This is a genomic window from Polymorphum gilvum SL003B-26A1 (genome assembly GCF_000192745.1).
GTDB lineage: Bacteria > Pseudomonadota > Alphaproteobacteria > Rhizobiales > Stappiaceae > Polymorphum > Polymorphum gilvum.
In genome coordinates this window covers 449,235-473,267 of sequence record NC_015259.1, presented here as the reverse complement: position 1 = coordinate 473,267, position 24,033 = coordinate 449,235, and the positions used below count along the sequence as shown (strand labels likewise).

23 protein-coding genes are annotated in these 24,033 nt (G+C 69.5%); 9 read left to right on the top strand and 14 right to left on the bottom strand.

What is annotated here, in order from left to right; translation table 11 throughout:
* Positions 1-60 precede the first annotated feature (60 nt).
* The gene (grxC, locus tag SL003B_RS02335) at positions 61-354 is read right to left on the bottom strand and encodes a glutaredoxin 3 (protein WP_013651225.1); all 294 of its coding nucleotides are present in this window, start codon (positions 352-354) and stop codon (positions 61-63) included.
* Positions 355-482: 128 nt separating this feature from the next.
* On the bottom strand, positions 483-1,256 hold the full coding sequence (locus SL003B_RS02330; RefSeq protein WP_013651224.1) for a ComF family protein: 774 nt from the start codon (positions 1,254-1,256) through the stop codon (positions 483-485).
* 114 nt (positions 1,257-1,370) lie between these two features.
* Between SL003B_RS02330 and SL003B_RS02325 the strand changes: the two genes are divergently transcribed.
* Positions 1,371-2,273 (top strand): class I SAM-dependent methyltransferase, encoded by a 903-nt coding sequence (locus SL003B_RS02325; RefSeq protein WP_013651223.1) that lies wholly within the window; start codon positions 1,371-1,373, stop codon positions 2,271-2,273.
* A gap of 13 nt (positions 2,274-2,286) precedes the next feature.
* Here SL003B_RS02325 and SL003B_RS02320 read toward each other — a convergent pair whose 3' ends face one another.
* The 4 genes from SL003B_RS02320 to SL003B_RS02305 all read right to left on the bottom strand — a co-directional run bounded on the left by SL003B_RS02320 (position 2,287) and on the right by SL003B_RS02305 (position 5,271).
* Positions 2,287-2,502, bottom strand: coding sequence for a Flp family type IVb pilin (locus SL003B_RS02320; protein WP_013651222.1), 216 nt, complete (start codon positions 2,500-2,502; stop codon positions 2,287-2,289).
* A 29-nt stretch (positions 2,503-2,531) separates the two neighbouring features.
* Positions 2,532-2,939, bottom strand: coding sequence for an 8-oxo-dGTP diphosphatase MutT (gene mutT, locus SL003B_RS02315; RefSeq protein WP_013651221.1), 408 nt, complete (start codon positions 2,937-2,939; stop codon positions 2,532-2,534).
* A gap of 116 nt (positions 2,940-3,055) precedes the next feature.
* The gene (gene argJ, locus SL003B_RS02310) at positions 3,056-4,297 is read right to left on the bottom strand and encodes a bifunctional glutamate N-acetyltransferase/amino-acid acetyltransferase ArgJ (protein WP_013651220.1); all 1,242 of its coding nucleotides are present in this window, start codon (positions 4,295-4,297) and stop codon (positions 3,056-3,058) included.
* A gap of 110 nt (positions 4,298-4,407) precedes the next feature.
* On the bottom strand, positions 4,408-5,271 hold the full coding sequence (locus tag SL003B_RS02305; RefSeq protein ID WP_013651219.1) for a peptidylprolyl isomerase: 864 nt from the start codon (positions 5,269-5,271) through the stop codon (positions 4,408-4,410).
* A gap of 317 nt (positions 5,272-5,588) precedes the next feature.
* On the opposite strand from SL003B_RS02305, the gene secA reads away from it, so the two are divergent.
* The 4 genes from secA to SL003B_RS02285 all read left to right on the top strand — a co-directional run bounded on the left by secA (position 5,589) and on the right by SL003B_RS02285 (position 11,245).
* Positions 5,589-8,378: a preprotein translocase subunit SecA gene (gene secA, locus SL003B_RS02300; protein ID WP_013651218.1), complete on the top strand. Its 2,790-nt coding sequence runs from the start codon at positions 5,589-5,591 to the stop codon at positions 8,376-8,378.
* Between the two features lie 133 nt (positions 8,379-8,511).
* On the top strand, positions 8,512-9,546 hold the full coding sequence (locus SL003B_RS02295; RefSeq protein WP_013651217.1) for a glycosyltransferase family 2 protein: 1,035 nt from the start codon (positions 8,512-8,514) through the stop codon (positions 9,544-9,546).
* A complete protein-coding gene (locus SL003B_RS02290; protein WP_013651216.1) occupies positions 9,539-9,976 on the top strand; it encodes a GtrA family protein in 438 nt (145 codons plus the stop codon). Before SL003B_RS02295 ends, SL003B_RS02290 begins: the two co-directional genes overlap by 8 nt.
* A gap of 93 nt (positions 9,977-10,069) precedes the next feature.
* The gene (locus SL003B_RS02285; RefSeq protein ID WP_242390316.1) at positions 10,070-11,245 is read left to right on the top strand and encodes an adenylate/guanylate cyclase domain-containing protein; all 1,176 of its coding nucleotides are present in this window, start codon (positions 10,070-10,072) and stop codon (positions 11,243-11,245) included.
* Between the two features lie 109 nt (positions 11,246-11,354).
* On the opposite strand, the gene SL003B_RS02280 is transcribed toward SL003B_RS02285, so the two are convergent.
* Both SL003B_RS02280 and SL003B_RS02275 read right to left on the bottom strand, forming a co-directional pair.
* Positions 11,355-11,954 carry a L,D-transpeptidase gene (locus tag SL003B_RS02280; RefSeq protein WP_013651214.1) on the bottom strand — a complete coding sequence of 200 codons (600 nt, stop codon included), beginning with the start codon at positions 11,952-11,954 and terminating at the stop codon, positions 11,355-11,357.
* Positions 11,955-12,143: 189 nt separating this feature from the next.
* Positions 12,144-13,064, bottom strand: a complete 921-nt coding sequence (locus tag SL003B_RS02275) for a sugar kinase (RefSeq protein ID WP_013651213.1) — start codon at positions 13,062-13,064, stop codon at positions 12,144-12,146.
* A 214-nt stretch (positions 13,065-13,278) separates the two neighbouring features.
* Here SL003B_RS02275 and SL003B_RS02270 point away from each other — a divergent pair, with 214 nt between their 5' ends.
* Positions 13,279-14,067 carry an alpha/beta fold hydrolase gene (locus tag SL003B_RS02270; RefSeq protein WP_013651212.1) on the top strand — a complete coding sequence of 263 codons (789 nt, stop codon included), beginning with the start codon at positions 13,279-13,281 and terminating at the stop codon, positions 14,065-14,067.
* A 78-nt stretch (positions 14,068-14,145) separates the two neighbouring features.
* Here the strand turns inward: SL003B_RS02270 and SL003B_RS02265 are convergent, their stop codons facing one another.
* Both SL003B_RS02265 and SL003B_RS02260 read right to left on the bottom strand, forming a co-directional pair.
* Positions 14,146-15,330, bottom strand: a complete 1,185-nt coding sequence (locus tag SL003B_RS02265; RefSeq protein WP_013651211.1) for an NAD(P)/FAD-dependent oxidoreductase — start codon at positions 15,328-15,330, stop codon at positions 14,146-14,148.
* Between the two features lie 165 nt (positions 15,331-15,495).
* Positions 15,496-17,535, bottom strand: a complete 2,040-nt coding sequence (locus SL003B_RS02260; RefSeq protein WP_148259229.1) for a methyl-accepting chemotaxis protein — start codon at positions 17,533-17,535, stop codon at positions 15,496-15,498.
* Positions 17,536-17,701: 166 nt separating this feature from the next.
* On the opposite strand from SL003B_RS02260, the gene SL003B_RS02255 reads away from it, so the two are divergent.
* A complete protein-coding gene (locus SL003B_RS02255; RefSeq protein WP_013651209.1) occupies positions 17,702-18,595 on the top strand; it encodes a DMT family transporter in 894 nt (297 codons plus the stop codon).
* Here the strand turns inward: SL003B_RS02255 and SL003B_RS02250 are convergent.
* Positions 18,558-19,433: a YihY/virulence factor BrkB family protein gene (locus SL003B_RS02250; protein ID WP_013651208.1), complete on the bottom strand. Its 876-nt coding sequence runs from the start codon at positions 19,431-19,433 to the stop codon at positions 18,558-18,560. The genes SL003B_RS02255 and SL003B_RS02250 overlap by 38 nt on opposite strands.
* A gap of 169 nt (positions 19,434-19,602) precedes the next feature.
* Here SL003B_RS02250 and SL003B_RS02245 point away from each other — a divergent pair, with 169 nt between their 5' ends.
* Positions 19,603-21,291: an acyl-CoA dehydrogenase family protein gene (locus SL003B_RS02245; RefSeq protein WP_013651207.1), complete on the top strand. Its 1,689-nt coding sequence runs from the start codon at positions 19,603-19,605 to the stop codon at positions 21,289-21,291.
* A 106-nt stretch (positions 21,292-21,397) separates the two neighbouring features.
* Positions 21,398-21,769 (top strand): YkvA family protein, encoded by a 372-nt coding sequence (locus tag SL003B_RS02240; protein ID WP_013651206.1) that lies wholly within the window; start codon positions 21,398-21,400, stop codon positions 21,767-21,769.
* A gap of 29 nt (positions 21,770-21,798) precedes the next feature.
* Here the strand turns inward: SL003B_RS02240 and SL003B_RS02235 are convergent, their stop codons facing one another.
* The 3 genes from SL003B_RS02235 to SL003B_RS02225 all read right to left on the bottom strand — a co-directional run bounded on the left by SL003B_RS02235 (position 21,799) and on the right by SL003B_RS02225 (position 24,021).
* Positions 21,799-22,224 (bottom strand): hypothetical protein, encoded by a 426-nt coding sequence (locus SL003B_RS02235; RefSeq protein WP_013651205.1) that lies wholly within the window; start codon positions 22,222-22,224, stop codon positions 21,799-21,801.
* A 35-nt stretch (positions 22,225-22,259) separates the two neighbouring features.
* Positions 22,260-22,796 (bottom strand): RNA 2',3'-cyclic phosphodiesterase, encoded by a 537-nt coding sequence (gene thpR / locus SL003B_RS02230; RefSeq protein ID WP_013651204.1) that lies wholly within the window; start codon positions 22,794-22,796, stop codon positions 22,260-22,262.
* A gap of 172 nt (positions 22,797-22,968) precedes the next feature.
* A complete protein-coding gene (locus SL003B_RS02225; RefSeq protein WP_013651203.1) occupies positions 22,969-24,021 on the bottom strand; it encodes an aldo/keto reductase in 1,053 nt (350 codons plus the stop codon).
* Positions 24,022-24,033 lie beyond the last annotated feature (12 nt).

Sequence of the window (24,033 nt, the reverse complement as noted above, 5' to 3'; positions counted from 1 at the left end):
TTTCAGGTTTCCGGTCTCGGATGTCCGGTCTCGGGCTTTCTGGCTCAGCCCCTCTTTGGCTCAGGCCGCGAGCAGCAGGTCGAGCTTGCCGGCGCGCTCCAGCGCATGCAGGTCGTCGCAGCCGCCGACATGGGTCGCGCCGATGAAGATCTGCGGAAAGGTCGAACGACCGTTGGCCCGGCGCATCATTTCCTGGCGCAGCGCCGGATCGTAGGTCGCGTCATGCTCCGTGTAGGCGACGCCCTTGGCGTCCAGCAGCCGCTTGGCGGCCGTGCAGTAGCCGCAGAACTGGCGCGTATAGATCGTCACTTCAACCACGTAGAACTCCCGCGTCGAATGCTTTGGGCCGAACATATCTGGGTCCGGCCAACACCGGGCCAGCACCGGACCAGAACCGGGCCGGCACCGGGCCCGGTCGGCCACCAACCGGCTTATATGGCTCCTCCGGGCCCAGGCACAAGTCATGCCACTGTAATGACATCCTACCGGTCGCCGGTTACCGGATCGGCAACGGCGAAGGTCAGCACGTCGACGCCGGCAGCCCCCGCCGCCTTCAGCACCCGGGCACAGGCGGTTACCGTCGAGCCGGTCGTCAGCACGTCGTCGACCAGCACTACCGGCCGGCCTGCGACCTGCGCCTCGGCGCCCGCGCGCAAGCGGAACGCACCCCGCACGTTCTTCTGCCGCTCCCTGGCGTCGAGCCCGACCTGCTGGCGCGTGCGCCGCACCCGCTCCAGCACCAGCAGCCCCGCGTCGGCGCCGCTCTGGCGGGCAACCGCATCGGCCAGCAAGGCCGCTTGGTTGAACCGGCGCTGCCACAGCCGGACCCGGTGCAGCGGAACGGGCACCAGCAGCGTACCGGGTTCGATCAGTTCGTGTCCGGCGAACGCCATCCAGCGACCCATCGCCCCGGCGGTCTCGCGCCGGCCGCCGAACTTCAGCGTCAGCACGAGGTCGCGCGCCGGCCCCTTGTAGAGGGCCGCGGCACGGGCCCGGTCGAACAGGGGCGGCTCGGCGATGGCGCGCGGGCTGAGCGCCCCGGCGCCGAGGTCGTGAGAGAACGGCGTACCGAGCCGGGCGCAGCGCGGCGCCTCCAGCCAGGGCATGTCCGCCCAGCACACCGCGCACAGCCCGCCGGGCTCGGCGATGGTCCGCTCGCAGGCGAGGCAACGAGGCGGCAGCAGCAGGTCGAGCGCCGCGCCGCAGGCCTGCGCTGCCAGCCGCGTGAAGCCGTTCAGGACGATCCTGGACGTCATCCGTCGCTCCCCGTTCCGGCGGGATGCCGGCGCGCGAGCCTAGCACGTTTTGACGCGGCCCTCATGGTGACGCATATAGCGGAGCACGCCACCAGCAGCCGATCGGACCCGCGCATGCCCAGCCCCGCCCTCTTCGACCGGAGCCTCCTTGCGGCCAGGAGGACCCGCGCGCTTCGTGCGGCGCGCGCCGGCTCGGACTTCCTGCTCGCCGCCGTCGCCGAGGACCTTGCCGACCGGCTTTCGACCATCACGCGCGTCTTCGGGCATGCCGTCGACCTCGGTGGCCACACCGGCCATGTCGCCGCGCTGCTGCGTGCCAGCGGCAAGGCGGAAACCGTGCTGCGCGGCGACCTGTTCGTCGCCGATCCGTCCCTGCCGCCGCCGGACTTCGTCTTCGACGACGCGCTCCTGCCGCTTGCCGACGCATCCGTCGGCCTCGTCGTGTCCGCCTTGTCGCTCCACTTCGTCAACGACCTGCCCGGCACGCTGATCCAGATCCGTCGCGCGCTCAGGCCGGACGGGCTGTTCCTCGGCGCCCTGCTCGGCGGCGACACCTTGTCGGAACTGCGCGACGTGCTGATGCGCGCCGAGCTGGAGAGCTCCGGCGGCGCCGCACCCCGTGTCGCGCCCTTCGCCGACACGCGCGACCTCGGCACGCTGCTGCAGCGCGCCGGCTTCGCCCTGCCGGTCACCGACGCCGATCGCATCACCGTCCGCTATGCCAGCCTGTTCGACCTGATGGCCGACCTGCGCGCGATGGGCGCCACCTCGGCGCTGACGGAGCGCAGCCGCAAGCCGCTCGCCCGCTCGGTGTTCCTGCGCGCGGCCGAACTCTACGCGCAGGACCACGCCGACCCCGACGGCCGCATCCGGGCGACCTTCCAGGTCGTCTCGCTGCTCGGCTGGGCACCGCACGAAAGCCAGCAGAAGCCGCTGCGGCCCGGCTCGGCGAAGATGCGCCTCGCCGACGCGCTCGGCGTCGCCGGAGGCGCCCCGGCCGGCAGGAAAAAGGACTGAGCGGAAAACCGCCTCACTTGGCGGTGGCAAGCTTCTCGGACAGAAGCGTGAAATCGGCGGCGATCTCCTCGCCGATCGACAGCACCGTGGCCATGATGGCGACCGAGATCATGGCGAGGATCAAGCCGTATTCGACCGCGGTCACGCCGCGTTCGTCAGCGAGGAAGCGACGCAGGGTCGAGCGGCGGTCGGTCCGGCCCTGCTCCGAGCGATGCGTCCTTGCCTTCATCCTGTCCTCCTGGCCCGTGCCGTCCGCCTCTACGCCGAAACCAGGTCCATCAGATGCGGGATCAGCGGTTCGTCCGCCGGCGGCATCGGATAGTCCCTGAGCCGGACCGGACGCACCCATTTTAGGGCCTGCCCTTCCCGGCCGACCGGCGTGCCAGACCAGCGGCGGCAGACATAGAGTGGCATGAGGAGGTGAAAATCTTCATAACCGTGGCTGGCGAAGGTCAACGGGGCGAGGCACTCTTCCTTAACGGTCAGGCTGAGCTCCTCGTCCAGCTCGCGGATCAGCGTCTGCTCGGGGCGTTCGCCGGCCTCGACCTTGCCGCCCGGAAATTCCCATAGGCCCGCCATGGACTTGCCTTGCGGGCGCTGCGCCAGCAGCACCCGTCCGTCGGCATCGATGAGCGCGCAGGCCGCGACGAGCACCATCTTCTTCATTGCAGCGATGTTCCGATTTCGGACAGGGACGAGAGAACTGGGACGAGAGAACTGGGGCGAGAGAACTGGGGCGAGACAGCTGGGGCGAGGGAACCGGGATGCGGATCGCCCGCCGGTCAGCTGCGGTAGTCGCCGTTGATGGCGACATACTCCTTGGTCAGGTCGCAGGTCCACACGGTCGCCGTGCCGGCGCCGAGACCGAGCTCGACCCGGATGACGATATGCTCCTCGCGCATCACCGCGGAGGCCGCCGTCTCGCTGTAGCCGGGATCGCGCTCGCCGTCGACGGCCACGCGCACGTCGCCGAACCAGATCGCCAGCCGGTCGCGGTCGGCCGGCTCGCCGGCCTTGCCGACGGCCATGACGACCCGACCCCAGTTGGCGTCCTCGCCGGCGATCGCGGTCTTGACCAGCGGCGAATTGGCGATCGACAGGGCGATGCGCTTGGCCGAGGCGTCGCTCTGCGCGCCCTCGACGGCGACCTCGACGAACTTCCGCGCGCCCTCGCCGTCGCGCACGATCTGCTGTGCCAGGTCCAGCATGACCTCGAAGAAGGCGGTGCGGAACGCCGCCAGCCGGGCGTCGGCCGGATCCGAGATGGCCGGCGCGCCGCGCTTTACCGCCGCGCCCGTGGCGAACAGCAGCGCCGTGTCGGAGGTCGAGGTGTCGCTGTCGACCGTGATGGCGTTGAAGCTGCCGCCGACGGAGGCCGACAGCACGTCCTGCAGCACCGCCGCCGACAGCGGCGCGTCGGTGAACAGGAACGACAGCATGGTCGCCATGTCGGGAGCGATCATGCCGGCGCCCTTGGCAATGCCGTTGATCGTCACCGGCACGCCGCCGAGGTCGACCGTGCGCGTCGACACCTTCGGGAAGGTGTCGGTGGTCATGATCGCGCGCGCGGCGTCGAGCCAGGATCCGGCCGCCGCGCGCCCCGTCAGGCCGTCGATGACGCCGGCGAATTTCTCCGCCGCCAGCGGCTCGCCGATCACGCCGGTCGAGGCGAGATAGATCTCCTCGGGCGCGCAGCCGACCGCCTTGCCGACGATCTCCGCCGACAGCTCGACGGCTGCCCGACCCTTCTTGCCTGTGAAGGCGTTGGCATTGCCGGAATTGACCAGCAACGCGCGTGCAGCCCCGCCCGGAAGGTTCGCCCGGCACCAGTCGACCGGTGCCGACGGGCAGCGCGAGCGGGTGAACACGCCGGCGACCTGCGTGCCCGCGTCGAGCAGCATCAGCAGCACGTCGGTCCGGCCCTTATACTTGATGCCCGCCTCAGCGGTGGCGAAGCGCACGCCCTCGAGCAGCGGCATGTCCGGATAGGTCTTGGGAGCGAGCGGCGAAACGGCGGTCGACATGGAAGCCTCATGCGAAAGCGATGAACGTGGCGCAGCCTTGCCCGATGGCCCCGGCCGGCGCAACCCCCTTCAGCGGCGCCGATCGCGAGACTCCGCCCCGGTCCGGCGGCTTACTGGGCCGCCGCCGGCGCGTCGCCTTCGGCCGGCGCGTCCTTGGCCAGGATCTCGACCGGCGTCTCCGCCTTCAACTCGCCGATGCGCTTGGTGTAGATGTCGCGGATGAGCTTCTGGCGCAGCCCGGCCTCGACCTCCTCGAAGCTCGGCGCCGCCTGCTGGCGCTTGTCCTCGACCTTGATCACGTGCCAGCCGAACTGGCTTTCGACCGGCTCCTTGCTGTGCTCGCCCGCCGCCAGCGCGAAGGCCGCCGCCTCGAACTCCGGCACCATCTGGCCCCGGGTGAAATAGCCGAGGTCGCCGCCGCCGGCGGCCGAGCCGTCGCTGGAATGGGCCGTCGCCAGTTCGGCGAAATCCGCGCCCTCGTCGAGCTTCTTGATCAGCTCTGCGGCCTCGTCCTTCGACGCCACCAGGATGTGGCGGGCGCTGATCTCCTCGTCGCCCTCGAACCCGGCGAACTCCGTGTCATAGGCCGCCTTCAGCTCCGCCTCGGTGATGCCGGCGTCGATCTCGCGGGCGATGTAGGCGTTGCGCAGCGCCTGCATCTCGAGGAACGCGACCTGGCGGGCGAAGTCCGGTTCCTTGTCGATGCCGGCCGCGCGCGCGGCACCCGCCAGCAGTTTCATGTCGACCAGCACGTCGATCAGGATCGTGCGCCACTGCGCCGGCGGGAAGCGCCGCAGTTCCTGGCCGAGGTCCTGGGCGGCGAAGGCGATGTCCGCTTCGGTGATTTCGGCGTCGCCGACCTTGGCGACGACGTCACCGGGCTCGGCGGCCTGAAGCGCCGACACCCCCAGGGTGAGCGCCGTGGCGGCGACGAGGGCCGAACGGAGCGGCCGGCGCAGGATGGAACGGAACATTGCATGTCCTTTGCGGTTGTGAGCTGCGGTTGCGAACAGACGTGGCCCGGCCCCGGGTCGGCGACGGCAGTCCCGGGGACAGGGCGCGGCAAGGTCGCCGAAACCAGCGCCGTTGACAAGCTTCCGACCCCCTCTTATCTGTCGGACGTCCCGTCCGCCAGGGTGGGACCGCTTCTTCGTCTCGGGAACTCCGTCGCCGCGATCGGGACGGCGGATGCACCGTAGAATGCAAATGAGATCATTTGTGGGCCCGCGACAGCCGCTTGGCGGCTGGCGCGGCCCGGCACTTTGGCCAGAGACTTTGGAAGGACCGCCGCATGGCCGGCCTTGGCGCGCTAGCACGAAAGATTTTCGGTTCTGCGAACGACCGCAGAATCAAGGCCTTCAAGGCGAAGGTCGCTTCCATCAACGCCCTCGAGCCCGAGCTCCAGGCCCTGTCCGACGACGACCTGCGCGCCCGCACGGCGACGTTCCGCGAGCAGATCGCCAACGGCGCCAGCCCCGACGACCTGCTCGCCCCGGCCTTCGCCACCGTCCGCGAGGCGGCCCGGCGCACCCTCGGCCAGCGCCACTACGACGTCCAGCTGATCGGCGGCATGGTGCTCAACTCCGGCCAGATCTCGGAGATGCGCACCGGCGAGGGCAAGACGCTGGTCGCCACCGCGCCGGTCTATCTCAACGCCCTCGCCGGCAAGGGCGTGCACGTGGTCACCGTCAACGACTACCTCGCCCAGCGCGACGCCGAGTGGATGGGGCGGATCTACCGCTTCCTCGGCCTCTCCGTCGGCGTCATCGTCCACGGCCTCAGCGACGAGCAGCGCCGCGCCGCCTATGCCGCCGACGTCACCTACGGCACCAACAACGAGTTCGGCTTCGACTATCTGCGCGACAACATGAAGTACGAGCGCGCGTCGATGGTCCAGCGCGGCCACCATTTCGCCATCGTCGACGAGGTCGACTCGATCCTGATCGACGAGGCGCGCACGCCGCTGATCATCTCCGGCCCGCTTGAGGACCGCTCCGAGTTCTACAACACCGTCGACGCCTTCATCCCGCACCTGGCGCCCGTGGACTTCGACCTCGACGAGAAACAGCGCTCGACCACCTTCACCGAGGCCGGCAACGAGAAGCTCGAGGGCCTGCTGCGCGACGCCGGCCTGCTGCGCGGCGACAGCCTCTACGACGTCGAGAACGTCGCTGTCGTCCACCACCTGCAGCAGGCGCTCAAGGCGCACAAGCTGTTCCAGAAGGACCGCGACTACATCGTGCGCAACGGCGAGGTCGTCATCATCGACGAGTTCACCGGCCGCATGATGCCCGGCCGCCGCTATTCCGAAGGCCTGCACCAGGCGCTGGAGGCCAAGGAGAAGGTCCGCATCCAGCCGGAGAACCAGACGCTCGCCTCGATCACCTTCCAGAACTACTTCCGCATGTACGGCAAGCTCGCCGGCATGACCGGCACGGCCTCGACGGAGGCTGACGAGTTCATGGACATCTACGGCCTGGAAGTGGTCGAGATCCCGACCAACGTGCCGGTCAAGCGCATCGACGACGACGACGAGGTCTACCGGACCGTCCAGGAAAAATACAACGCCATCGTCGCGCTGATCGACGACTGCAAGTCGCGTGGCCAGCCGATCCTGGTCGGCACCACTTCGATCGAGAAATCCGAGTTCCTTGCCGAGCAGCTGAAGAAACACGGCTACCGCCAGGTCGACGTCACCGATCCGAACGCCTTCGCCCCGCTCATCGACGGCGACGACGGCACGGCGCGCGACAAGGTCTTCGCCGTGCTGAACGCCCGCTATCACGAGCAGGAAGCCTTCATCATCGCCCAGGCCGGCCTGCCCGGCGCGGTCACCATCGCCACCAACATGGCCGGCCGCGGCACCGACATCCAGCTCGGCGGCAATGCCGACATGCGCATCGACCGCGAACTGGCCGGCCTGCCGGAAGGCGAGGAGCGCACCGCCCGCATCGCCGCGATCCGCGCCGAGGTCGAGACGCTCAAACAGAAGGCGCTGACCGCCGGCGGCCTCTACGTCATCGGCACCGAGCGCCACGAGAGCCGGCGCATCGACAACCAGCTGCGCGGCCGTTCCGGCCGTCAGGGCGACCCCGGCCATTCCAAGTTCTTCCTGTCGCTGCAGGACGACCTGATGCGCATCTTCGGCTCCGACCGCATGGATTCCATGTTGCAGAAGCTCGGCCTGAAGGACGGCGAGGCGATCATCCACCCCTGGATCAACAAGGCCCTGGAGAAGGCTCAGCAGAAGGTCGAGGCGCGCAACTTCGACATCCGCAAGAACCTGCTGAAGTTCGACAACGTCATGAACGACCAGCGCAAGGTCGTGTTCGAGCAGCGCATCGAGCTCATGGAGGGCACCAACATCGCCGAGACCGTGGCCGACATGCGCCACGACGTCATCGACGACATCGTCGCCCGCCACATCCCCGAACGCGCCTATCCCGAACAGTGGGACGTCGAGGGCCTGCAGGAGGAAGTGCGCACGATCCTCAACCTCGACCTGCCGGTTGCCGACTGGGCGCGCGAGGAGGGCATCGCCGACGAGGAGGTGAGGGAGCGCCTCAAGAAGGCCGCCGACGAGACCATGGCCCGCAAGGTCGCCCGCTACTCGCCCGACATCATGCGCCAGGTCGAGAAGGCGATCCTGCTGCAGACGCTCGACAACCTGTGGCGCGAGCATCTGGCCAACCTCGACCACCTGCGTTCGGTGATCGGCTTCCGCGGCTACGCCCAGCGCGATCCGCTGCAGGAATACAAGACCGAGTCCTTCTCGCTGTTCGAGGCCATGCTCGCCAACCTGCGCAAGATCACCACCGCGCAGCTGCTGCGCGTCGAACTGGTCCAGCAGCAGGCGCCCGAGCTGCCGGGCGACGCCGACCTGCCCGAGATGCACGCCCATCACATCGACCCGCTGACCGGCGAGGACGAGATGGCGCTCGCCGACGCGCGTCTCGCCGCCGGCCCGGCGCCGACGCGCGATCCCGCCGATCCCGCCACCTGGGGCAAGGTCGGCCGCAACGAGGCCTGCCCCTGCGGCTCGGGCAAGAAGTACAAGCACTGCCACGGCGCGCTGGCCTGACGGTCGCGTCCCGGCGCCAAGGCGAAGGCCGGTCCTTGCAAGGGGCTGGCCTTTTTGCTTTCCAGGCGCCAAAAGGATCGCACGGCAACCAACCGCAACCGGGCCCAAAACGGGCCCAGCAACGGGCAACGCGATGGATCACACCCCGCACCTCTATGTCGAGCGCCGCGCGGCGCAGCGCCCGGCCTGTCCGCTGCTCAGTCTGATCGTGCCGGTCTACAACGAGGCCGAGGTCCTCGACCTGTTCCTCGCCGAGACCGGCTCGGCGCTCGCCGGCCAGACCGTCGCGGTCGAATACGTGTTCGTCGACGACGGCAGCCGGGACGCCAGCGCCGACCTCATCGGCGCCCGCCTGGCCGCCGGCCTGCCCGGCCGTCTGGTGGGCCTGTCGCGCAACTTCGGCAAGGAGGCGGCGATGACCGCCGGCCTGCAGCATGCCCGCGGCGACATCGTCGTGGTGCTCGACGCCGACCTGCAGGATCCCCCCGCCCTGGTGCCGCAGATGATCGACGCCTGGCGCGCCGGCTACGACGTCGTCTACGGGCTGCGCGTCGACCGCTCCAGCGACACGGCGATGAAGCGCGGCACCGCCAGCCTGTTCTACCGGCTGTTCAACCGTCTCGCCCACATCGACATGCCCGCCAACGCCGGCGATTTCCGCCTCATGGACAGACGCGTCGTCGAGGCGCTGCTGTCGTTGCCGGAACGCAACCGCTTCATGAAAGGCCTGTTCGCCTGGGTCGGCTTCCCCTCTGTGGCGATCCCCTACGAGCGCCCGCCGCGCCGCGCCGGCGCCGGCAAGTGGAACTACTGGAAGCTGTGGAACTTCGCCCTCGACGGCTTCACCGGCTTCACCACCGTGCCCCTGCGCATGTGGCTCTACGGCGGCGCGCTGGCCGCCGCCCTCGCACTCGCCTATGCCGCCTTCCTCATCGTGCGCGTGCTCGCCTACGGCATCGACGTCCCGGGCTATGCCTCGACCATGACCGCCATCCTGTTCTTCGCCGGGGTTCAGCTCTTGTCGATCGGCATGATCGGCGAATATGTCGCGCGCCTGTTCACCGAGGCCAAGCAGCGGCCGGTGTTCCTGGTCCAGGACGTGATCGAGGGCGCCCCGGCGGCGGAGGTCGGGCACACCGCCGCCGGGCACGAGGCCGGCGATGCCTGATGCCCCGGTCCCGCTTGCCGCACAGCTGCGCCGGGAAGCGCTGACCGCCGGACGCTTCGTCGTCGTCGGCCTCATCGCCACCGCCACCCATGCCGGCGTCGCGCTCGCCCTGCTCTGGCTGGGTGTCCTGCCGGCCTTCCCGGCCAATGTCATCGCCTTCCTGGTCGCCTTCCTGGTCTCCTTTACCGGCCACCACGTCTGGAGCTTCCCCGGCACCGGCGACGCCGCGCGGCGCATGCGGCGCTTCTTCTTGCTCGCCCTCGCCGGCTTCCTGGTCAACTCCGGCGCCCTCGCCGCCTGGCTCGAATGGACGCCCTGGCCGGACAGCCTCGGCATCCTCGTCGCGATCGCGGTCGTGCCGGCCGTCACCTTCCTCGGCGCCCGGCTGTGGGCCTTTGCCGGCTCCGCACCCTCCGGGCAGGGCTCCTGACCCGGCCATGCCGGCAACGCATGGCCGGGCATCCGCGGCACCTTTCCCATGGCTTTGCGGGCGCAGCCGTCCTAACCTCCAGCGATGATCGACATGACCGCCATCGACCGCATCGAGGACTGGCTGATCGGCCAGGCGCTCGGATCGCCCAATCTCGCCGAGCTGTTCGCCGGCCTGTGCGAGCGTCTGCGCGCGGTCGGTGTTCCTGTCGACAGGGCCATGCTCGGCTGGCCCACGCTGCATCCCCTGATCGAGGCGGAAACCGCCTTCTGGACTCAGGGCAATGCAGTTCTCTTCGAGCAGTTTGCCCATTCCGACGAGGACGGCGACGAGTGGCTGAGCAGCCCGATGCGCGCCGTCCTGGTCAACCGCGAGACCATGCTGCGCCGCCGGCTCGACCTCGCCAATGCCGAGCATGACTTTCCCCTGTGCCGGCAGCTCGCCGCCGACGGCTTCACCGACTACCTGATCCTCGGCACGCCCTTCGAGATGCCGGCGGTCGAGCAGCACCAGGGCTTCACCGGCATCATGGTCAGCTGGGCGACGCGTGCGCCCGGCGGCTTCTCCGAGCCCGCGATCGACGCCATCGGCTACATCCAGAAGCGCCTGGCGCTTGCCGCCCGCGCCACCCTCCACGGCCAGATCACGCGCACCATCGCCGAGACCTATCTCGGTAAATGGGCCGGGAGGCAGGTGCTCAACGGCCAGATCCGCCACGGCGACGGCCAGAGCATCGAGGCCGTGATCTTCTTTTCCGACATGCGCCGGTCGACGGCCATCGCCGAGGATCTCGGCCCGGACCGCTACCTCAAGCTGCTCAACCGCTATTTCGACGCCGCCGCCGGCGCCGTCGAGGCGGAGGGCGGCGAGATCCTCGATTTCATCGGCGACGCCGTGCTCGGCATCTTTCCCCTCGACGGCGATGGCGTCGGCCCGGCTGCCGTGCGGGCGCTTGCCGCCGCGCGCGCCTGCCTGCTCCGGCTCGCCGGTGTCGTCACCGACGTCGGCATGCCGGTGCGCGCCGGCATCGCCCTGTCGGTCGGCACGGTCATGTTCGGCAACATCGGCACCGCCAACCGACTGACCTTCTCGGTCATCGGCCAGACCGTGCATGCCGCAGCCAGGATCGAGGCGTTGACCAAGGAGCTCGACTGCACGGTGCTGATGACGCAGGAAATCGCCGCCCATGCACCGGGCGCCGCCAGGCTCAGGGGAACGTTCCGGCTGGACGGCTTCCGCCAGCCCCAGCCTCTCTACGACCTGCCCTGAGCCAACCCTGAAGCCGCCCTGAGACGGCGCGCAAACGGCAGCGCCCGCCTCCGCTGCGTGCGGAGACGGGCGTCGAAGTGCCGGCTTGGACGGGCGTGACGGCGGCTCCTTAGAGGACCACGACCTTGGTGCCGATCTTGACGCGCTCGTAGAGGTGTTCGACATCCTCGTTGAGCATGCGGATGCAGCCCGACGACACGGCCTGGCCGATGCTCCAGTCCTCGTTGGTGCCGTGGATGCGGTAGATCGTATTGCCCAGATACAGCGCCCGCGCGCCCATCGGGTTCTTCGGTCCGCCGGCCATGAAGGCCGGCAGGCGGCGGCCGTTCTTGCGCTCGCGCACGATCATCTCCGGCGGCGGCGTCCAGCCCGGCCATTCCGCCTTGCGCGTGACCTTTTCCTCGCCCTTCCAGGTGAAGCCGTCGCGGCCGACGCCGATGCCGTAGCGCACCGCCTTGCCGTTTTCCTGCACGTGGTAGAGCCAGCGCGCCTTGGTGTCGATGATGATGGTGCCGGGCTTCTCGGGGCCCGAATAGCTGATCACCGAGCGCTTGAACTTGCGCCGGGCGATCTTGCCGGCGACGTCCGGCGTGATGGAGTATTGCACCCAGGTCTGCGTCGTCGGGTCGAAAAAGGCCGCCTGGCCCTCGACCGGCACCGCGACCATGACCGCCAGCGCGGCCAGCAAGGACTTGGAGAGGCGCTTCATCCGTCTCAACCTTCCAATCAAAAAGAAAAATGGTCGGGCCGGTCCGTTTCCTGCATTCGGCACCGCCGACCGCCCGCATCTTCTGTGTGCGCAAACATGGTAAATATTACGTTACGCGCCGGCGCGCCAGCGCCAAAAACGATCCTCTCACGCGCCCCCTCTCACGCGCCCCCTCTCACGCGCCCCCTCTCACGCGCCGAGGAACCGCACCACCTCCGCCCGCGTCGGCAGCGGCGCCACGGCCCCGTAACCGGTCACCGACAGCGCCGCCGCCGCATTGGCGTGACGGGCGGCGGCGAAGGCGTCTCTGCATGCCAGATACTCGGCCAGGAACGCGCCGTCGAAGGCGTCGCCCGCCCCCGTTGCGTCGACCGCCGTCACCCGGTGCGCGCCGATCCGCTCGCGCCGCTCCGCGCTCGCCACCAGCACGCCGGCCGCGCCGAGCGTCAGCGCGACGATCTTCGCCCCGAGCCCGAGCAGATCGTCGGCGATGGCGTCCGGATCGTCGAGGCCGGTGATCTGGCGCGCGTCGTCGAGACCGGGCAGCACGATGTCGGCAAGCGCGACGCTCGCCCGGATCACCGCCCGTGCCCGCGCCAGCGGCCACAGCGCCAAGCGCAGGTTGGTGTCGTAGGAGACAAGCCCCCCGGCCGCGCGCACCGTCTCCGCCGCCGCGAAACAGGCGTCGCAGGCGTTGGTCGAGATCGCCTGGCTGATCGCTGAGAAATGCAGCGCCTTGGCCGCGCCGAGCAGTTCCTGCGGCAGGTCGGACGGCCCGTAGCGGCTCGCCGCCGACCCGGCGCGCCGATAGCTGAAGGCATGGCCCGACGGCCCGTGGCTGACGAAATAGAGCCCGGTCGGCGCGTCCGGGTCGGTGCGCACCGCGCTGGCGTCGACCCCCTCGCGCACCCACAGCGCGTGCAGCTGCTCGCCGAACGCGTCGGCGCCGAGCGCGGTCAGCATGCCCGCCCGCGCGCCCTGCCGCGCCGCGGCCACGGCGACGTTCGAGACGTCGCCGCCGAAACCCGCCACATAGGGCCCGCCGGCCTCGTGCTGGTTGAGTTCGACCATCGGCTCGCCGAGGCACAGGAGATCGGGCGCAGTCGTCATTCCGGGCTCGTCCCAGGCTCGTTGCGGTTCGCGGGCGGCGCCGGCGCCACCCTCCTTCTAAATCGATTTAGTCGATCCATCCCGGCCTTGTCCATGACCCTTTTGCCGTCGACCGCTTTGGGCAGGCCGCGCCGGCCTCGTCCCTTGGGCGGCCTTCCCATCGGCGGGCCGGACGGTTATCACCGTGCGGACAAGAACCGCCCGAGGAAACGCCATGACCGACCTTCGCCCCGCCGCGCCCGCCCATCTGCCCTTCGCCGACCAGGGCACGGGCGGCGGCAGCCCCGTGGTGCTGCTGCACGGCTTCGGCGGCGACCGCCAGACCTGGTCGACCATCCAGGCCGGTCTCGCCCCGCGCCGGCGCTCCCTGGCCTTCGACCTGCCCGGCCACGGCGACGCGCTCGGCTGGCCGCGCGTCGGCAACGCCGCCGTCGCCGCCAAGGCGGTCGTCCAGTCGCTCGATGCCCTCGGCCTCGGCAAGGTCCACCTGGTCGGCCATTCCATGGGCGGCGCGGTCGCCGCGCTGATCGCGCTGCGCGCTCCCGAGCGCCTGTCGAGCCTCACCCTGCTCGCGCCCGGCGGTTTCGGGCCCGAGATCAACCACAAGCTCCTGCGCCGCTACGCCGCCGCCTCCGACGAGGCCGAACTCGAAATGCTGCTGGAACAGTTCTTCGGCTGGGAGTTCCGCCTGCCGCGGCTGCTCGCCCGCCACGCCGCCGAGCTGCGCGCGCGCCCCGGCGCCTGCGAGACCCTGCAGGCGATCGCCGACGAGATCATCGACGGCAGCGTGCAGAAGACCCTGCCGCGCGACGAGCTCGGCAGTCTCGGCCTGCCGGTCAAGGTGGTCTGGGGCACCCAGGACAGGGTGCTGCCGACCCGCCAGTCGCACGGCCTGCCCGGCGTCGTCGCCACCCACGTCTTCGAGCGCGTCGGCCACATGCCGCATCTCGAGGTTCCGGCCGAGGTGATCCGTCTCATCGCGGAGAACGCCGCCGCCGACTGAGGCGCCGACTGGGGCGCCGACTGGGGCGCCGACTGGGGCGCCGACTGGGGCGCCAATCGGCCAGCTGGCGCCGTCCCGTCAGGCCGGCGGCAGCAGGTCGGCGCGCCACGCCTCGCCGATCACCTTGCGCGCCACCATGTGCGAGCGCGGCGCGTTGATGCTGTCGACGGCGATCAGCCGGCCGCGCTGCAGATAGGCGACATAGAACTTGTCCTCGGCCGGCGCGCCGACCGTCACCGTGTCGTCGTAGCCTTCCGACAGGCCGGCGATCTGCAGCTTGACGTGATACTGGTCGGACCAGAACCACGGCAGCGGGTCGTAGTCGACCTCCTGCCCCGTCATCGTCTGGGCCACCACCTTGGCCTGGTCGATGGCGTTCTGCACGCTTTCCAGCCGCACCGAACGGCCGTAGCGGGCGGAGAAGAAGCGGGTGCAGTCGCCCGCCGCGAAGATCGTCTCGTCGCTGGTCTGGCCGCCGCCGTCGACCAGGATGCCGTTGTCGGTCTCCAGGCCGCAGGCGGTCGCCAACTCGTCGTTGGGCTCGGCGCCGACCGCCACCAGCACCAGGTCCGCCGGCACGACCGCGCCGCCGGCGAGCCGCACGCCCTCGACCCGCTCCCCGCCCTCGATCGCCTCGACGCCGGTCGACAGCCTGAGGTCGACGCCGTTGGCCCGGTGCAGCGCCTCGTAATAGGCCGACACCACCGGCGACACGACGCGCTTCATCACCCGGTCCTGCGCCTCGATCACCGTCACCGCCTTGCCCATGGCGCGCGCCACCGCGGCCACCTCCAGGCCGATGTAGCCGGCACCGATCACCGCCAGCCGGTTGTGCACGCCGAGCGCGGCGCGGATGTGTTCGACGTCGGTGATCCTGCGCAGCGTCACCACCCCGGCCAGATCCGCGCCGGCGAGCGCGATCGCGCGCGCGCGGGTGCCGGTCGCCAGCACCAGCCGGTCGTAGCCGATCCGCTCGCCGCCGGCGCACACGAGCGACCTGGCGTCGCGGTCGATCGCCTCGACGCGGGTGCCCGGCTGCACCGCGATTCGCTGTGTCTCGTAGAAGGCCGGCGGGCGCAGCCACAGCGCCTCGCTGCCGATCTCGCCGGACAGGAACTTCTTCGACAGCGGCGGGCGTTGGTAGGGCGGATGGGGCTCGTCGCCGATCATCCGGATCGGGCCCTCGTGGCCGTTCTGGCGCAGCGACTGGGCAACCTGCGCCCCGGCCTGTCCCGCACCGACGATCGCGATGGTGTCCTGCATGGCGATACTCCCTCCAAGCGCATGGGGATGACGGAATGGCGTAGCATGACGAGGGGGAACCGGCCAGCCGGACACAAGGACGCGGCGTGGGGACGCGGCCCGCAAGAGACGGACCGCGCTGTCATGCCCTGGGATCGATAGCCGAGTGCCGGCCGCCGGTAAAGCTCAGGCGGCGCGCACCCCGTCGAGGAAGCTACGCACCTCGCCGCGCAGGATGCCGGCCTGCTCCGCCAGCGCCCGCGACAGCCGCTCCACCTCGACGCCCGACTGCCGCGCGTGCTCGCTCGCCGCGACCACCGCCGTCATCCGCTCCGCGCCCTCGTCGGAGCGGCCCGAGGCGTCGTTGACGTTGAGCGCGATCGCCTGCACGGCACCGTCCTGCTGCTCGACCGCCGCCGCCACCGACGAGGCCAAGGCATCCATGTCGTAGATGATGTCGCGCACCTCCTCGATGGCGCTGACAGCGCCGGCCGAGGCGGTCTGGATCGCCTCGATCTGGGCGGCGATGTCCTCGGTCGCCTTCGACGTCTGCTCGGCCAGCTGCTTGACCTCGGACGCGACCACAGCAAAGCCCCGGCCCGCCTCGCCGGCCCGACCCGCCTCGATGGTGGCGTTCAGCGCCAGCAGATTGGTCTGGCTGGCGATGTCGCGGATGAGGTTCATCACCGCGCCGATCCGGTCCGCTGCACCCGACAGTGCCTGCATGGTGGTGAAGGTGCTGTTGGCGCCCTCCACCGCCCGCTTGGCCACCTGCATGGAGCGTTCCGCCCGCTCGGCGATCTCGCGTATCGAGGCCGCCAGCTCCTCGGTCGCCCCGGCCGCCGAGGTAACGTTCTCGGCCGCGACGCGCACGCTGCCGCCCGCCTCTCCGGCCTGCGACGACACCTCGTCGGCGGCCGCTTCGACCGTGGCCGATGCCTGCGACAGATCGCGCGCGGCGGCGTCGAGACTGCCCAGCGCGGCCGCCATCTCGGCCTCGAAGTCGGCGATGATCTGCTCCAGCCGACGCACCCGCTCGTCGCGCCGGGCGTTCTCCTCGTCCTGCGTTCGGGCCAGCCGATGGCGCTCCAGCGCGTTGTCGCGGAACACCCGCACCGTGCGGACCATCGTGGAGATCTCGTCCTTGCCCGCATCCGAAGGCAGGTCGATGGCGGTCTCGCCGGCGGCTAGGCGCTCCATCGAACGCTGCAACTGCGCCAGGGGCGTGGAGATCGAGCGGCCGATCAGGATGCCGAGGGATGAAAGCACCACCAACAGCGCAAGGATGACGCTGACAATGACGGCGGTGGAGAACTCGCGGATGCCGGCGAGATCGGCGACGGCGGCGGCATCGCCGGCGTGGGCGGCCTCGCGCAGCGCCGATAGGTGCGGCGGCACCAGCGAAAACAGGTCCTCGACCAGGGCAATCTTGTCGCTGCGGAGACCGAGCATGGCAGCATAGCTGTCGAATGCCGCCTTGTAGCTGCTCATGGTGGCATCGATCTCGGCCTTGACCTCGCCCGGGATATAGGCTCGGCTAAGCAGCTTCTCGAATTGGGCAAAGGCGCCATCGAATGCGGCGCGCGCCTCGGCGTTCCCGCCGAGCAGCGTGAACTCGCGCTCCGTCAGTTGGACCTCGAGCACGGTACGGGCGAGCTTCTCGAAGTCGGAGGCCCCGCCGAACTTCAGTTCGTCGTTGATTCGCATCTTGGCCTTGCCGGCGAGCGTGCTCAGGTCAGCGCGCAGGCCCGAATTGCCGTCGAAGCCAACCTGCTTCTGCACCGCGTTGAGTTCGGCGAAAGCACCCTCCAGGCCAGACAGCGTATCGATGATATCGGCAGTCTCGGCGCTCAGGCCCTGGGCCGGCGCAAGCCGCTGGATCGCTGCCATCTGGCTATTCGCCGTGGCGAGTTCGTTCTGGAACGCGGCGAAGGTGACTTCGCTCGGCTCGGCGAGATAGCTCTTCTCCAGGAAGCGCATCTGGTCGCCGAGAGCGGCAAGCTCGAAGGTGGCTCGCGCAAGGCTTGCGCTCTCCTCGGAGGCGGAGAAGGCCTGTTCCACCCGCGACTGGCTCCACCAGAACACGCCGCCTACGGCCAACAGTCCGAGGGCGGTGATGAAGCTGATCGCAAGGATGCGGAAGCGGACGCTGAGGTCGACACCCAAGCCCCGCCGGACACCACTCTGCGACACGGCGGAACGGGGGGATTGCAAAGCCTGGCTCATCGGGCATAGTCCCATCTCGGCGCACGACACCTGTGCGAAAAAGTTGAACAACTCTGCCCCTCTACGGTTAACAAGCCTTCAAAACCTTGAGTCACTTTGCAGTTATCGCAGGGCCAGAATTTAGTCAGACTGCCGGAAACTTCACCAGATCAAGAAGACCATCTCCATGACCCTGAAGGGACTGATCGCCGCTCTGACGCCCGCCGTTTTCGTCCTGCTGTGGTCGACCGGCTTCATCGGCTCCAAGCTTGGCGCGCCCTATGCCGAGCCCTTCGTGTTCCTGACCCTGCGCTTCCTGCTGGTCCTGCCGGCGCTCGCGCTGATCGCCGTCCTCGCCGGCGCGAAATGGCCGGACCGCCCGGCGCTCGTCGGCCATTGCATCGTCACCGGCATGCTGGTCCACGGCGTCTATCTCGGCGGCGTGTTCTGGGCGATCGACAACGGCATGCCGGCCGGCGCCGCCTCCCTGGTCGTCGGCCTGCAGCCGCTGGTGTCCACGCTCGGCGCCGGCTGGATCCTGAACGAGAAGATCCTGTCCCGCCACTGGGCCGGCATGGCGCTCGGCGCCTTCGGCCTGGTGCTGGTGCTCGCCCCGCGCCTCGGCGAGGCCGGTTCCGGCATCACCGCGGCCACCATCGCCGCGGTCCTGCTCGCCGTCGTCGCCATCAGCCTCGGTACGGTGTACCAGAAGCGCTTCGTGCCCTTCACCGACCATGTCGCCGCCACCACCTGGCAGTATGTCGGCGCCCTGCTGGTCACCGTGCCGCTCGCCTTCACCGAGACCTGGACCGTCGAGTGGACAGGCGAATTCGTCTTCGCCCTCGGCTGGCTCGTCGTGGTGCTGTCCATCGGCGCCATCCTGCTCCTGATGGCGCTGATCCGCGCCGGCGCGGTCGCCGAGGTGGCGTCGCTGTTCTATCTCGTCCCGGTCGCGACCACGGTGGAGAGCTATCTTCTGTTCGGCGAGCGCCTGACCCTCGTCCAGATCGGCGGCATGGTGCTCGTCGTCGCCGCCATCCTGCTCATCCGCCGGCGCCAGCGCCGGCCGTCTCCCGCCTGAGGTCGCGCTGGCGGATCAGCGCGGCGTTGAGTTCGCCGCCGATCAGCAGCGCCAGCGCCACGATGTAGAGGAACACCAGAGCCGACATAACGCCGGCAAGTCCGGCGTAGGTCGACACGTAATCGGCATAGCCGGCAAGATAGGCGCCGAAGGCCGCGCCGGCTGCCAGCCACAGCGCCAGCGTCGCCGCCACCCCCGGAAGGATGTCGACGAAGCGCCGCCGGCCGGCCGGCAGCACCGCGTGGACGACGATCAGGCCGGCGACGGCGACGAGACTCGCTGCCCCGTAGCGCACCGCATTGATGCGGCCAGCGAAATCGGCCAGCCACGGGAACCAGGCGTGCGCGGCGGCAAGCGCCAGCGGCGCCAGCACCATCAGGAACGTGAAGGCGATCAGCCCGATCGAGCACAGGAGCACGAGCAGGATAGATTGCAGCCGCAGCAGCACGAAGGGGCGCGTGTCGATCACCCGATAGGCACGGTTGAGCGCCACCCGCACCGCCTCGACCCCGTTGGAGGCGAACCACAGCGCCGCCACCACACCGAAGGTCAGCAGGTCCCCGCGCGGCACCGTCAGCACCTTCTTGATCTCGTTGGCGACCGGTGCGGCAACCTGCTCCGGCCAGGCCTCGAAGATCAGCTCCGACACCCGCGCCGCGGTTCCGGTGAGGCCGAGGAAGCCGGCCAGCGCCGCGATGAAGATCAGCAACGGGAACAGCGCCAGCAGCGACGACAGCGCCACGTGGCTCGCCATCGCCCAGCCGTCGTCCCGGTTGAAATGGCCGAGCGCGTCGCCGAGCACGCGGTATCCGATCACAAGTCGCTTCGACAGGGTCATGCCTTCCGGTTTCGCGGCTTGAGGGCCCTGCGTCAAGGTGCCCGTGCGCCGAGCAAGCCATCAGCCGAAAGGCCTATGGGTCGCATCTCGACAAATTCGCTGCTGCGACGCAACATGCTGTCCCGATCGAGACCCGCCAGACACCGAACGACAAGGGAAGACCCCAAGCATGTCGATTGCCGCCGAGCCCGTGTCCCCGCCCGATACGCCCCTGCATGAGCTGACCGGCGCCGCCGTCGCCGCGCTCGACGGCCTGCTGGATGCCGCCGCGCGGCAGGTGCGCGCGCGCGTCACCCGCGACGGCCGGCTGTCGTCGGAGGCGATGGATCTCGACCAGCGCGCCACCCACGGCCTCGCCTGGCTCGCAACCTATGTCGAGGCGTTGCGCCAGTTCGACGCCTATGCCGCCCGGCTGCGCGAGCAGGGCCGCTACGGCGAGATCGAGGAGTTGATCGTCCGCCTCGGCTTCGGCGAGTATCTCGCCCAGGTGTTCGGCGGCATTCCGATGAACCAGGGCGAGTTCGTCCGCCTCGCCGACCTCGGCCTGACCGCGGCCGAGGCCGCGGCGGCGCGCGTCGCGGCGGTGGACGAGCTGATCGACACCGGCAATACCGCGGCGGTGCGCGCCCGGCTGGCCGAGCTGATCCGCCACCAGGCCGGCCGCTCGACCTTCGGCGACACCGGGCTCGACGAGACCTACGAGCAGATCCGCGAGGAGATGCGCCGCTTTGCCGAGGACAAGGTCAGCCCCCATGCCCACGAGTGGCACTTGAAGAACGACTACATCCCGCTCGAGGTCATCGCCCAGATGGCCGAACTCGGCGTCTTCGGCCTGACCATTCCGGAACAATACGGCGGCATGGGCCTCGGTAAGGAATCCATGGTCGTCGTCTCCGAGGAACTGTCGCGCGCCTATATCGGCGTCGGCTCGCTCGGCACCCGCTCCGAGATCGCCGCCGAACTGATCCTGTGCGGCGGCACGCAGGAGCAGAAGGACAAGTGGCTGCCGAAGATCGCCTCGGGCGAGATCCTGCCGACCGCTGTCTTCACCGAGCCCAACACCGGCTCCGACCTCGCCTCGCTCCGGACCCGCGCGGTCAAGGAGGGCGACGTCTGGAAGGTCTACGGCAACAAGACCTGGATCACCCATCCGGTGCGCGCCGACGTCATGACCCTGCTCGCCCGCACCGATCCCGACCAGCCCGGCTACAAGGGCCTCAGCATGTTCCTCGCCGAGAAGCCGCGCGGCACCGACGCCGATCCGTTCCCGGCCGAGGGCATGAGCGGCGGCGAGATCGAGGTGCTCGGCTACCGCGGCATGAAGGAATACGAGATCGCCTTCGACGGCTTCGAGATCAGCCACGAGAACCTGCTCGGCGGCGAGACCGGCCAGGGTTTCAAGCAGCTCATGCAGACCTTCGAGGGCGCCCGCATCCAGACCGCCGCCCGCGCGCTCGGCGTCGCCCAGGCGGCCCTCGACCTCGGCCTGCGCTACGCTGAGGAGCGCATCCAGTTCGGTCGGCCGCTGATCGCCTTCCCGCGCGTCTCCGACAAGCTGGCGCTGATGACCGCCGAACTGATGATCGCGCGGCAGCTGACCTATTTTTCCGCCTGGGAGAAGGATTCGGGCCGCCGCTGCGACCTGGAGGCCGGCATGGCCAAGCTGCTCGGCGCCCGCGTCGCCTGGGCGGCGGCCGACAATGCGCTCCAGATCCACGGCGGCAACGGCTTCGCCCAGGAGTATCCGATCTCGCGCGTCCTGTGCGATGCCCGTATCCTTAACATCTTCGAGGGCGCGGCCGAGATCCAGGCCCAGGTCATCGCCCGCCGCATCCTCGATACCCGCGCGGTCAACTGAGCGCCGCCGGGGCGCGTGCCGATCCGGCGACCGGCATTGATGCCCGCCGCCGCCGGCCCCATATCAGGGCCTTGGAGCGGGACCGGCGTCCCGCAAAGGAGTGCCCATGACCAGCCCGTTCGAGGATCTCGGCTTCGATCCGGACCTGCTCGGCCCCGAGGAGGAGCAGAGGCGCACGGTGCGCGAGAAGCTCATCGCCACCGCCCGCAAGGCCGCCCGCCAGGTGCCGTTCGTGGAGGACGTCGTCGCCGGTTACTATTGCGCGCTCGACCCGGCGACGCCGCGCAAGGTCCGCGTCACCGTGTTCGCCGCCCTCGCCTACTTCGTACTGCCGCTCGATGCCGTTCCCGACTTTCTCGTCGGCATCGGCTTCGGCGATGACGCCACGATTCTGATGGCCGCGATCGCCATGGTCCGGGCGCACATGCGCCCCGAACATGTCGAGGCCGCGCGCGCTGCATTGCGCGACGAGGCGTAAGCGGGTTTCCGGAGGGTCTCCGGAGGGTTTCAGGACACTTTCCACAGTCCGGCCCTGCGGCCGGCGACAAGCCAGTACACGGCGCCGGCGAGAAAGCCCGCAGCAAGCGCGACCGGGGTGCCGGGTGGCAGCCCACCGCCGGCCGGCTCGGCCCGCAGCAGCCACAGGGCGAAGGCAATTAGTCCTGCAGCGCCAACATGATAGACGATGCTGCGCCAGCCGGCGAGTTCGGCCAGGAGGATCGCCGCGAGCGCCGGCACGAACGTTGCGCTGCCGAGGACGGCGGCCGAAACCAGCCCCGTTCCGACCATCGCGCCGAAGCCGACCGGGTCGACCTCCGGCGGCCCGGCCCGGAACACGCCCCAGGCCAGGAACAGCCCGGCGGCGATCAGCGCGCAGATGAAGCCCGCGACGATGCGGACAAGTTGCACGGCCAGCCTGCCGCCGTCGACCATGGTCTTGCTCCGAAAGGGGTTTTTCGGTCCGCGGGTCACGCGGCGAGGGGATAGGCCTCTTCCACCAGATAGGGGCCGCCGCCCGTGCTGGCCTTCGACGAAAACAGCACGAAACGGCCCGCCGTGAACGTCGGCGCGTGAAAATTCCCCCGCTCCATCAACCACTTGGCGACATCTTCGTTGGTCGAGGTGCGGCATCTGGCGATGGTCACGTGGGGCATGTACTTGCGCCGCTCCGCCGGCAGCCGCAGGCGCTGGATGATGCGCTCCTGCTCGGCCTGCAACTCGGCCAGCTGCGCCGACGGCTCGACCCGCGCCCAGATCGAGTGCGGGCGCCCATTTCCGAATGATCCCAATCCGTTGAGCCGGATCTCGATCGGCTCGCGGCGGATCCGTGCGAGCGCGTCGGCGACCTCGTCCGCCGTGCGGTCGTCGATGTCTCCGATGAAGCGCAGGGTGATGTGGTAGTTTTCCGTATCGATCCAGCGGGCGCCGCGCAGGCCGCCCCGGAGCATGGACAGATGGAGCCCCGTCTGGGCCGGGATCTCGAGACCTGTGAACAATCGCGGCATGGGGTTGCCCTCCGCTGTCGCTGACCTGTCCATCAGGGCGAAACTTCGCGTGCAGCGCAAGAAAAATCTCAAGCCCTTGGAAAGGCTGAAATTTCCATGGCAGGGCGAGAGTCCGACGCCGGCTGGGAGGCGCGCCTGTCCCATCCGCCGGCGTGGTGATTCTCCTCTCGCCTCAGGGACAGGGATTGCCCCGCAGCTGGTGCACGGCGTCGATCCGCTCGACGAGTTCCGCCGTCATTGCCACCTCGGCGGCGTCGAGGTCGGTCTCCAGCTGGGCCAGGCTGGTCGCCCCGACGATCACCGAGGTCATGAAGCTGCGCGACAGCGCGAAGGCGATCGCCATCTGCGCCGGATCGAGGCCGAACTCGGCGGCGAGATCACAATAGGCGTCGATGGCCTCCGCCGCCCCCGGCGTCTCGTAGCGCTGCAGCCGGTCGAACAGCGTCCGCCGCGCCCCCGCCGGCCGCGCCCCGCCGCGGTACTTGCCGGTCAGATAGCCCTGCGCCAGCGGCGAATAGGCGAGCAGGCCGACATCCTCGCGCCGGGCGACCTCGGCCAGCCCGGTCTCGAACGTCCGGTTGACCAGGGAATAGGCGTTCTGGATCGACACGACCCGGGGCAAGCCCTTGGTTTCAGAGGCTTTCAGGTAGGTCATCGTGCCCCAGGGGCTTTCGTTGGACAGCCCGACGTGACGCACCTTGCCGGCCTTCACCAGGGCGCCGAGCGCCCCCAGTGTGGCCTCGATCGTAGTCTCGTCGTCGACTGGTTCGGGATCGTTCCAGCGCGTCGGATTGGAGCCGAAGCCGGACACCGGCCGGTCCGGCCAGTGCACCTGGTAGAGGTCGATATGGTCCGTCTGCAGGTTCCTCAGGCTCCGGTCGACGGCCTCCTCGATCTGCGCCCGCGTCAGTCGGCCTTCCGAGCCGTCGGCGCGAAACCAGGTGTTGGCAGTGCGCCCGACCACCTTGGTCGCCAGCACGATCCTGTCCCGCGCCCGCCGGGATTTCAGCCACGAGCCGATGATCCGCTCGGTCCGGCCCTGCGTCTCGGCCCGCGGCGGGACCGGATAAAGCTCTGCCGTGTCGAAGAAATTCACCCCGCGGTCGAGCGCGAGATCCATCTGCGCATGGCCCTCGGCCTCGGTGTTCTGCTCGCCGAAGGTCATGGTGCCAAGGCATAGGCTGCTGACGGTCACGTCGGTGCGGCCGAGACGGCGATACTCCATCGTCAGGTCCTT

What these genes read in the sequence shown, in the direction of transcription:
- SL003B_RS02325 (WP_013651223.1), top strand. Translation starts at nt 1,371, where the DNA reads ATGCCCAGCCCCGCCCTCTTCGACCGGAGCCTCCTTGCGGCCAGGAGG.
- SL003B_RS02225 (WP_013651203.1), bottom strand. Translation starts at nt 24,021, where the DNA reads ATGGAGTATCGCCGTCTCGGCCGCACCGACGTGACCGTCAGCAGCCTA.
- SL003B_RS02285 (WP_242390316.1), top strand. Translation starts at nt 10,070, where the DNA reads ATGACCGCCATCGACCGCATCGAGGACTGGCTGATCGGCCAGGCGCTC.
- SL003B_RS02235 (WP_013651205.1), bottom strand. Translation starts at nt 22,224, where the DNA reads ATGGTCGACGGCGGCAGGCTGGCCGTGCAACTTGTCCGCATCGTCGCG.
- SL003B_RS02330 (WP_013651224.1), bottom strand. Translation starts at nt 1,256, where the DNA reads ATGACGTCCAGGATCGTCCTGAACGGCTTCACGCGGCTGGCAGCGCAG.
- SL003B_RS02260 (WP_148259229.1), bottom strand. Translation starts at nt 17,535, where the DNA reads ATGAGCCAGGCTTTGCAATCCCCCCGTTCCGCCGTGTCGCAGAGTGGT.
- SL003B_RS02245 (WP_013651207.1), top strand. Translation starts at nt 19,603, where the DNA reads ATGTCGATTGCCGCCGAGCCCGTGTCCCCGCCCGATACGCCCCTGCAT.
- mutT (WP_013651221.1), bottom strand. Translation starts at nt 2,939, where the DNA reads ATGAAGAAGATGGTGCTCGTCGCGGCCTGCGCGCTCATCGATGCCGAC.
- SL003B_RS02240 (WP_013651206.1), top strand. Translation starts at nt 21,398, where the DNA reads ATGACCAGCCCGTTCGAGGATCTCGGCTTCGATCCGGACCTGCTCGGC.
- SL003B_RS02320 (WP_013651222.1), bottom strand. Translation starts at nt 2,502, where the DNA reads ATGAAGGCAAGGACGCATCGCTCGGAGCAGGGCCGGACCGACCGCCGC.
- SL003B_RS02305 (WP_013651219.1), bottom strand. Translation starts at nt 5,271, where the DNA reads ATGTTCCGTTCCATCCTGCGCCGGCCGCTCCGTTCGGCCCTCGTCGCC.
- SL003B_RS02295 (WP_013651217.1), top strand. Translation starts at nt 8,512, where the DNA reads ATGGATCACACCCCGCACCTCTATGTCGAGCGCCGCGCGGCGCAGCGC.
- argJ (WP_013651220.1), bottom strand. Translation starts at nt 4,297, where the DNA reads ATGTCGACCGCCGTTTCGCCGCTCGCTCCCAAGACCTATCCGGACATG.
- SL003B_RS02290 (WP_013651216.1), top strand. Translation starts at nt 9,539, where the DNA reads ATGCCTGATGCCCCGGTCCCGCTTGCCGCACAGCTGCGCCGGGAAGCG.
- SL003B_RS02275 (WP_013651213.1), bottom strand. Translation starts at nt 13,064, where the DNA reads ATGACGACTGCGCCCGATCTCCTGTGCCTCGGCGAGCCGATGGTCGAA.
- grxC (WP_013651225.1), bottom strand. Translation starts at nt 354, where the DNA reads ATGTTCGGCCCAAAGCATTCGACGCGGGAGTTCTACGTGGTTGAAGTG.
- thpR (WP_013651204.1), bottom strand. Translation starts at nt 22,796, where the DNA reads ATGCCGCGATTGTTCACAGGTCTCGAGATCCCGGCCCAGACGGGGCTC.
- SL003B_RS02255 (WP_013651209.1), top strand. Translation starts at nt 17,702, where the DNA reads ATGACCCTGAAGGGACTGATCGCCGCTCTGACGCCCGCCGTTTTCGTC.
- SL003B_RS02270 (WP_013651212.1), top strand. Translation starts at nt 13,279, where the DNA reads ATGACCGACCTTCGCCCCGCCGCGCCCGCCCATCTGCCCTTCGCCGAC.
- secA (WP_013651218.1), top strand. Translation starts at nt 5,589, where the DNA reads ATGGCCGGCCTTGGCGCGCTAGCACGAAAGATTTTCGGTTCTGCGAAC.
- SL003B_RS02250 (WP_013651208.1), bottom strand. Translation starts at nt 19,433, where the DNA reads ATGACCCTGTCGAAGCGACTTGTGATCGGATACCGCGTGCTCGGCGAC.
- SL003B_RS02280 (WP_013651214.1), bottom strand. Translation starts at nt 11,954, where the DNA reads ATGAAGCGCCTCTCCAAGTCCTTGCTGGCCGCGCTGGCGGTCATGGTC.
- SL003B_RS02265 (WP_013651211.1), bottom strand. Translation starts at nt 15,330, where the DNA reads ATGCAGGACACCATCGCGATCGTCGGTGCGGGACAGGCCGGGGCGCAG.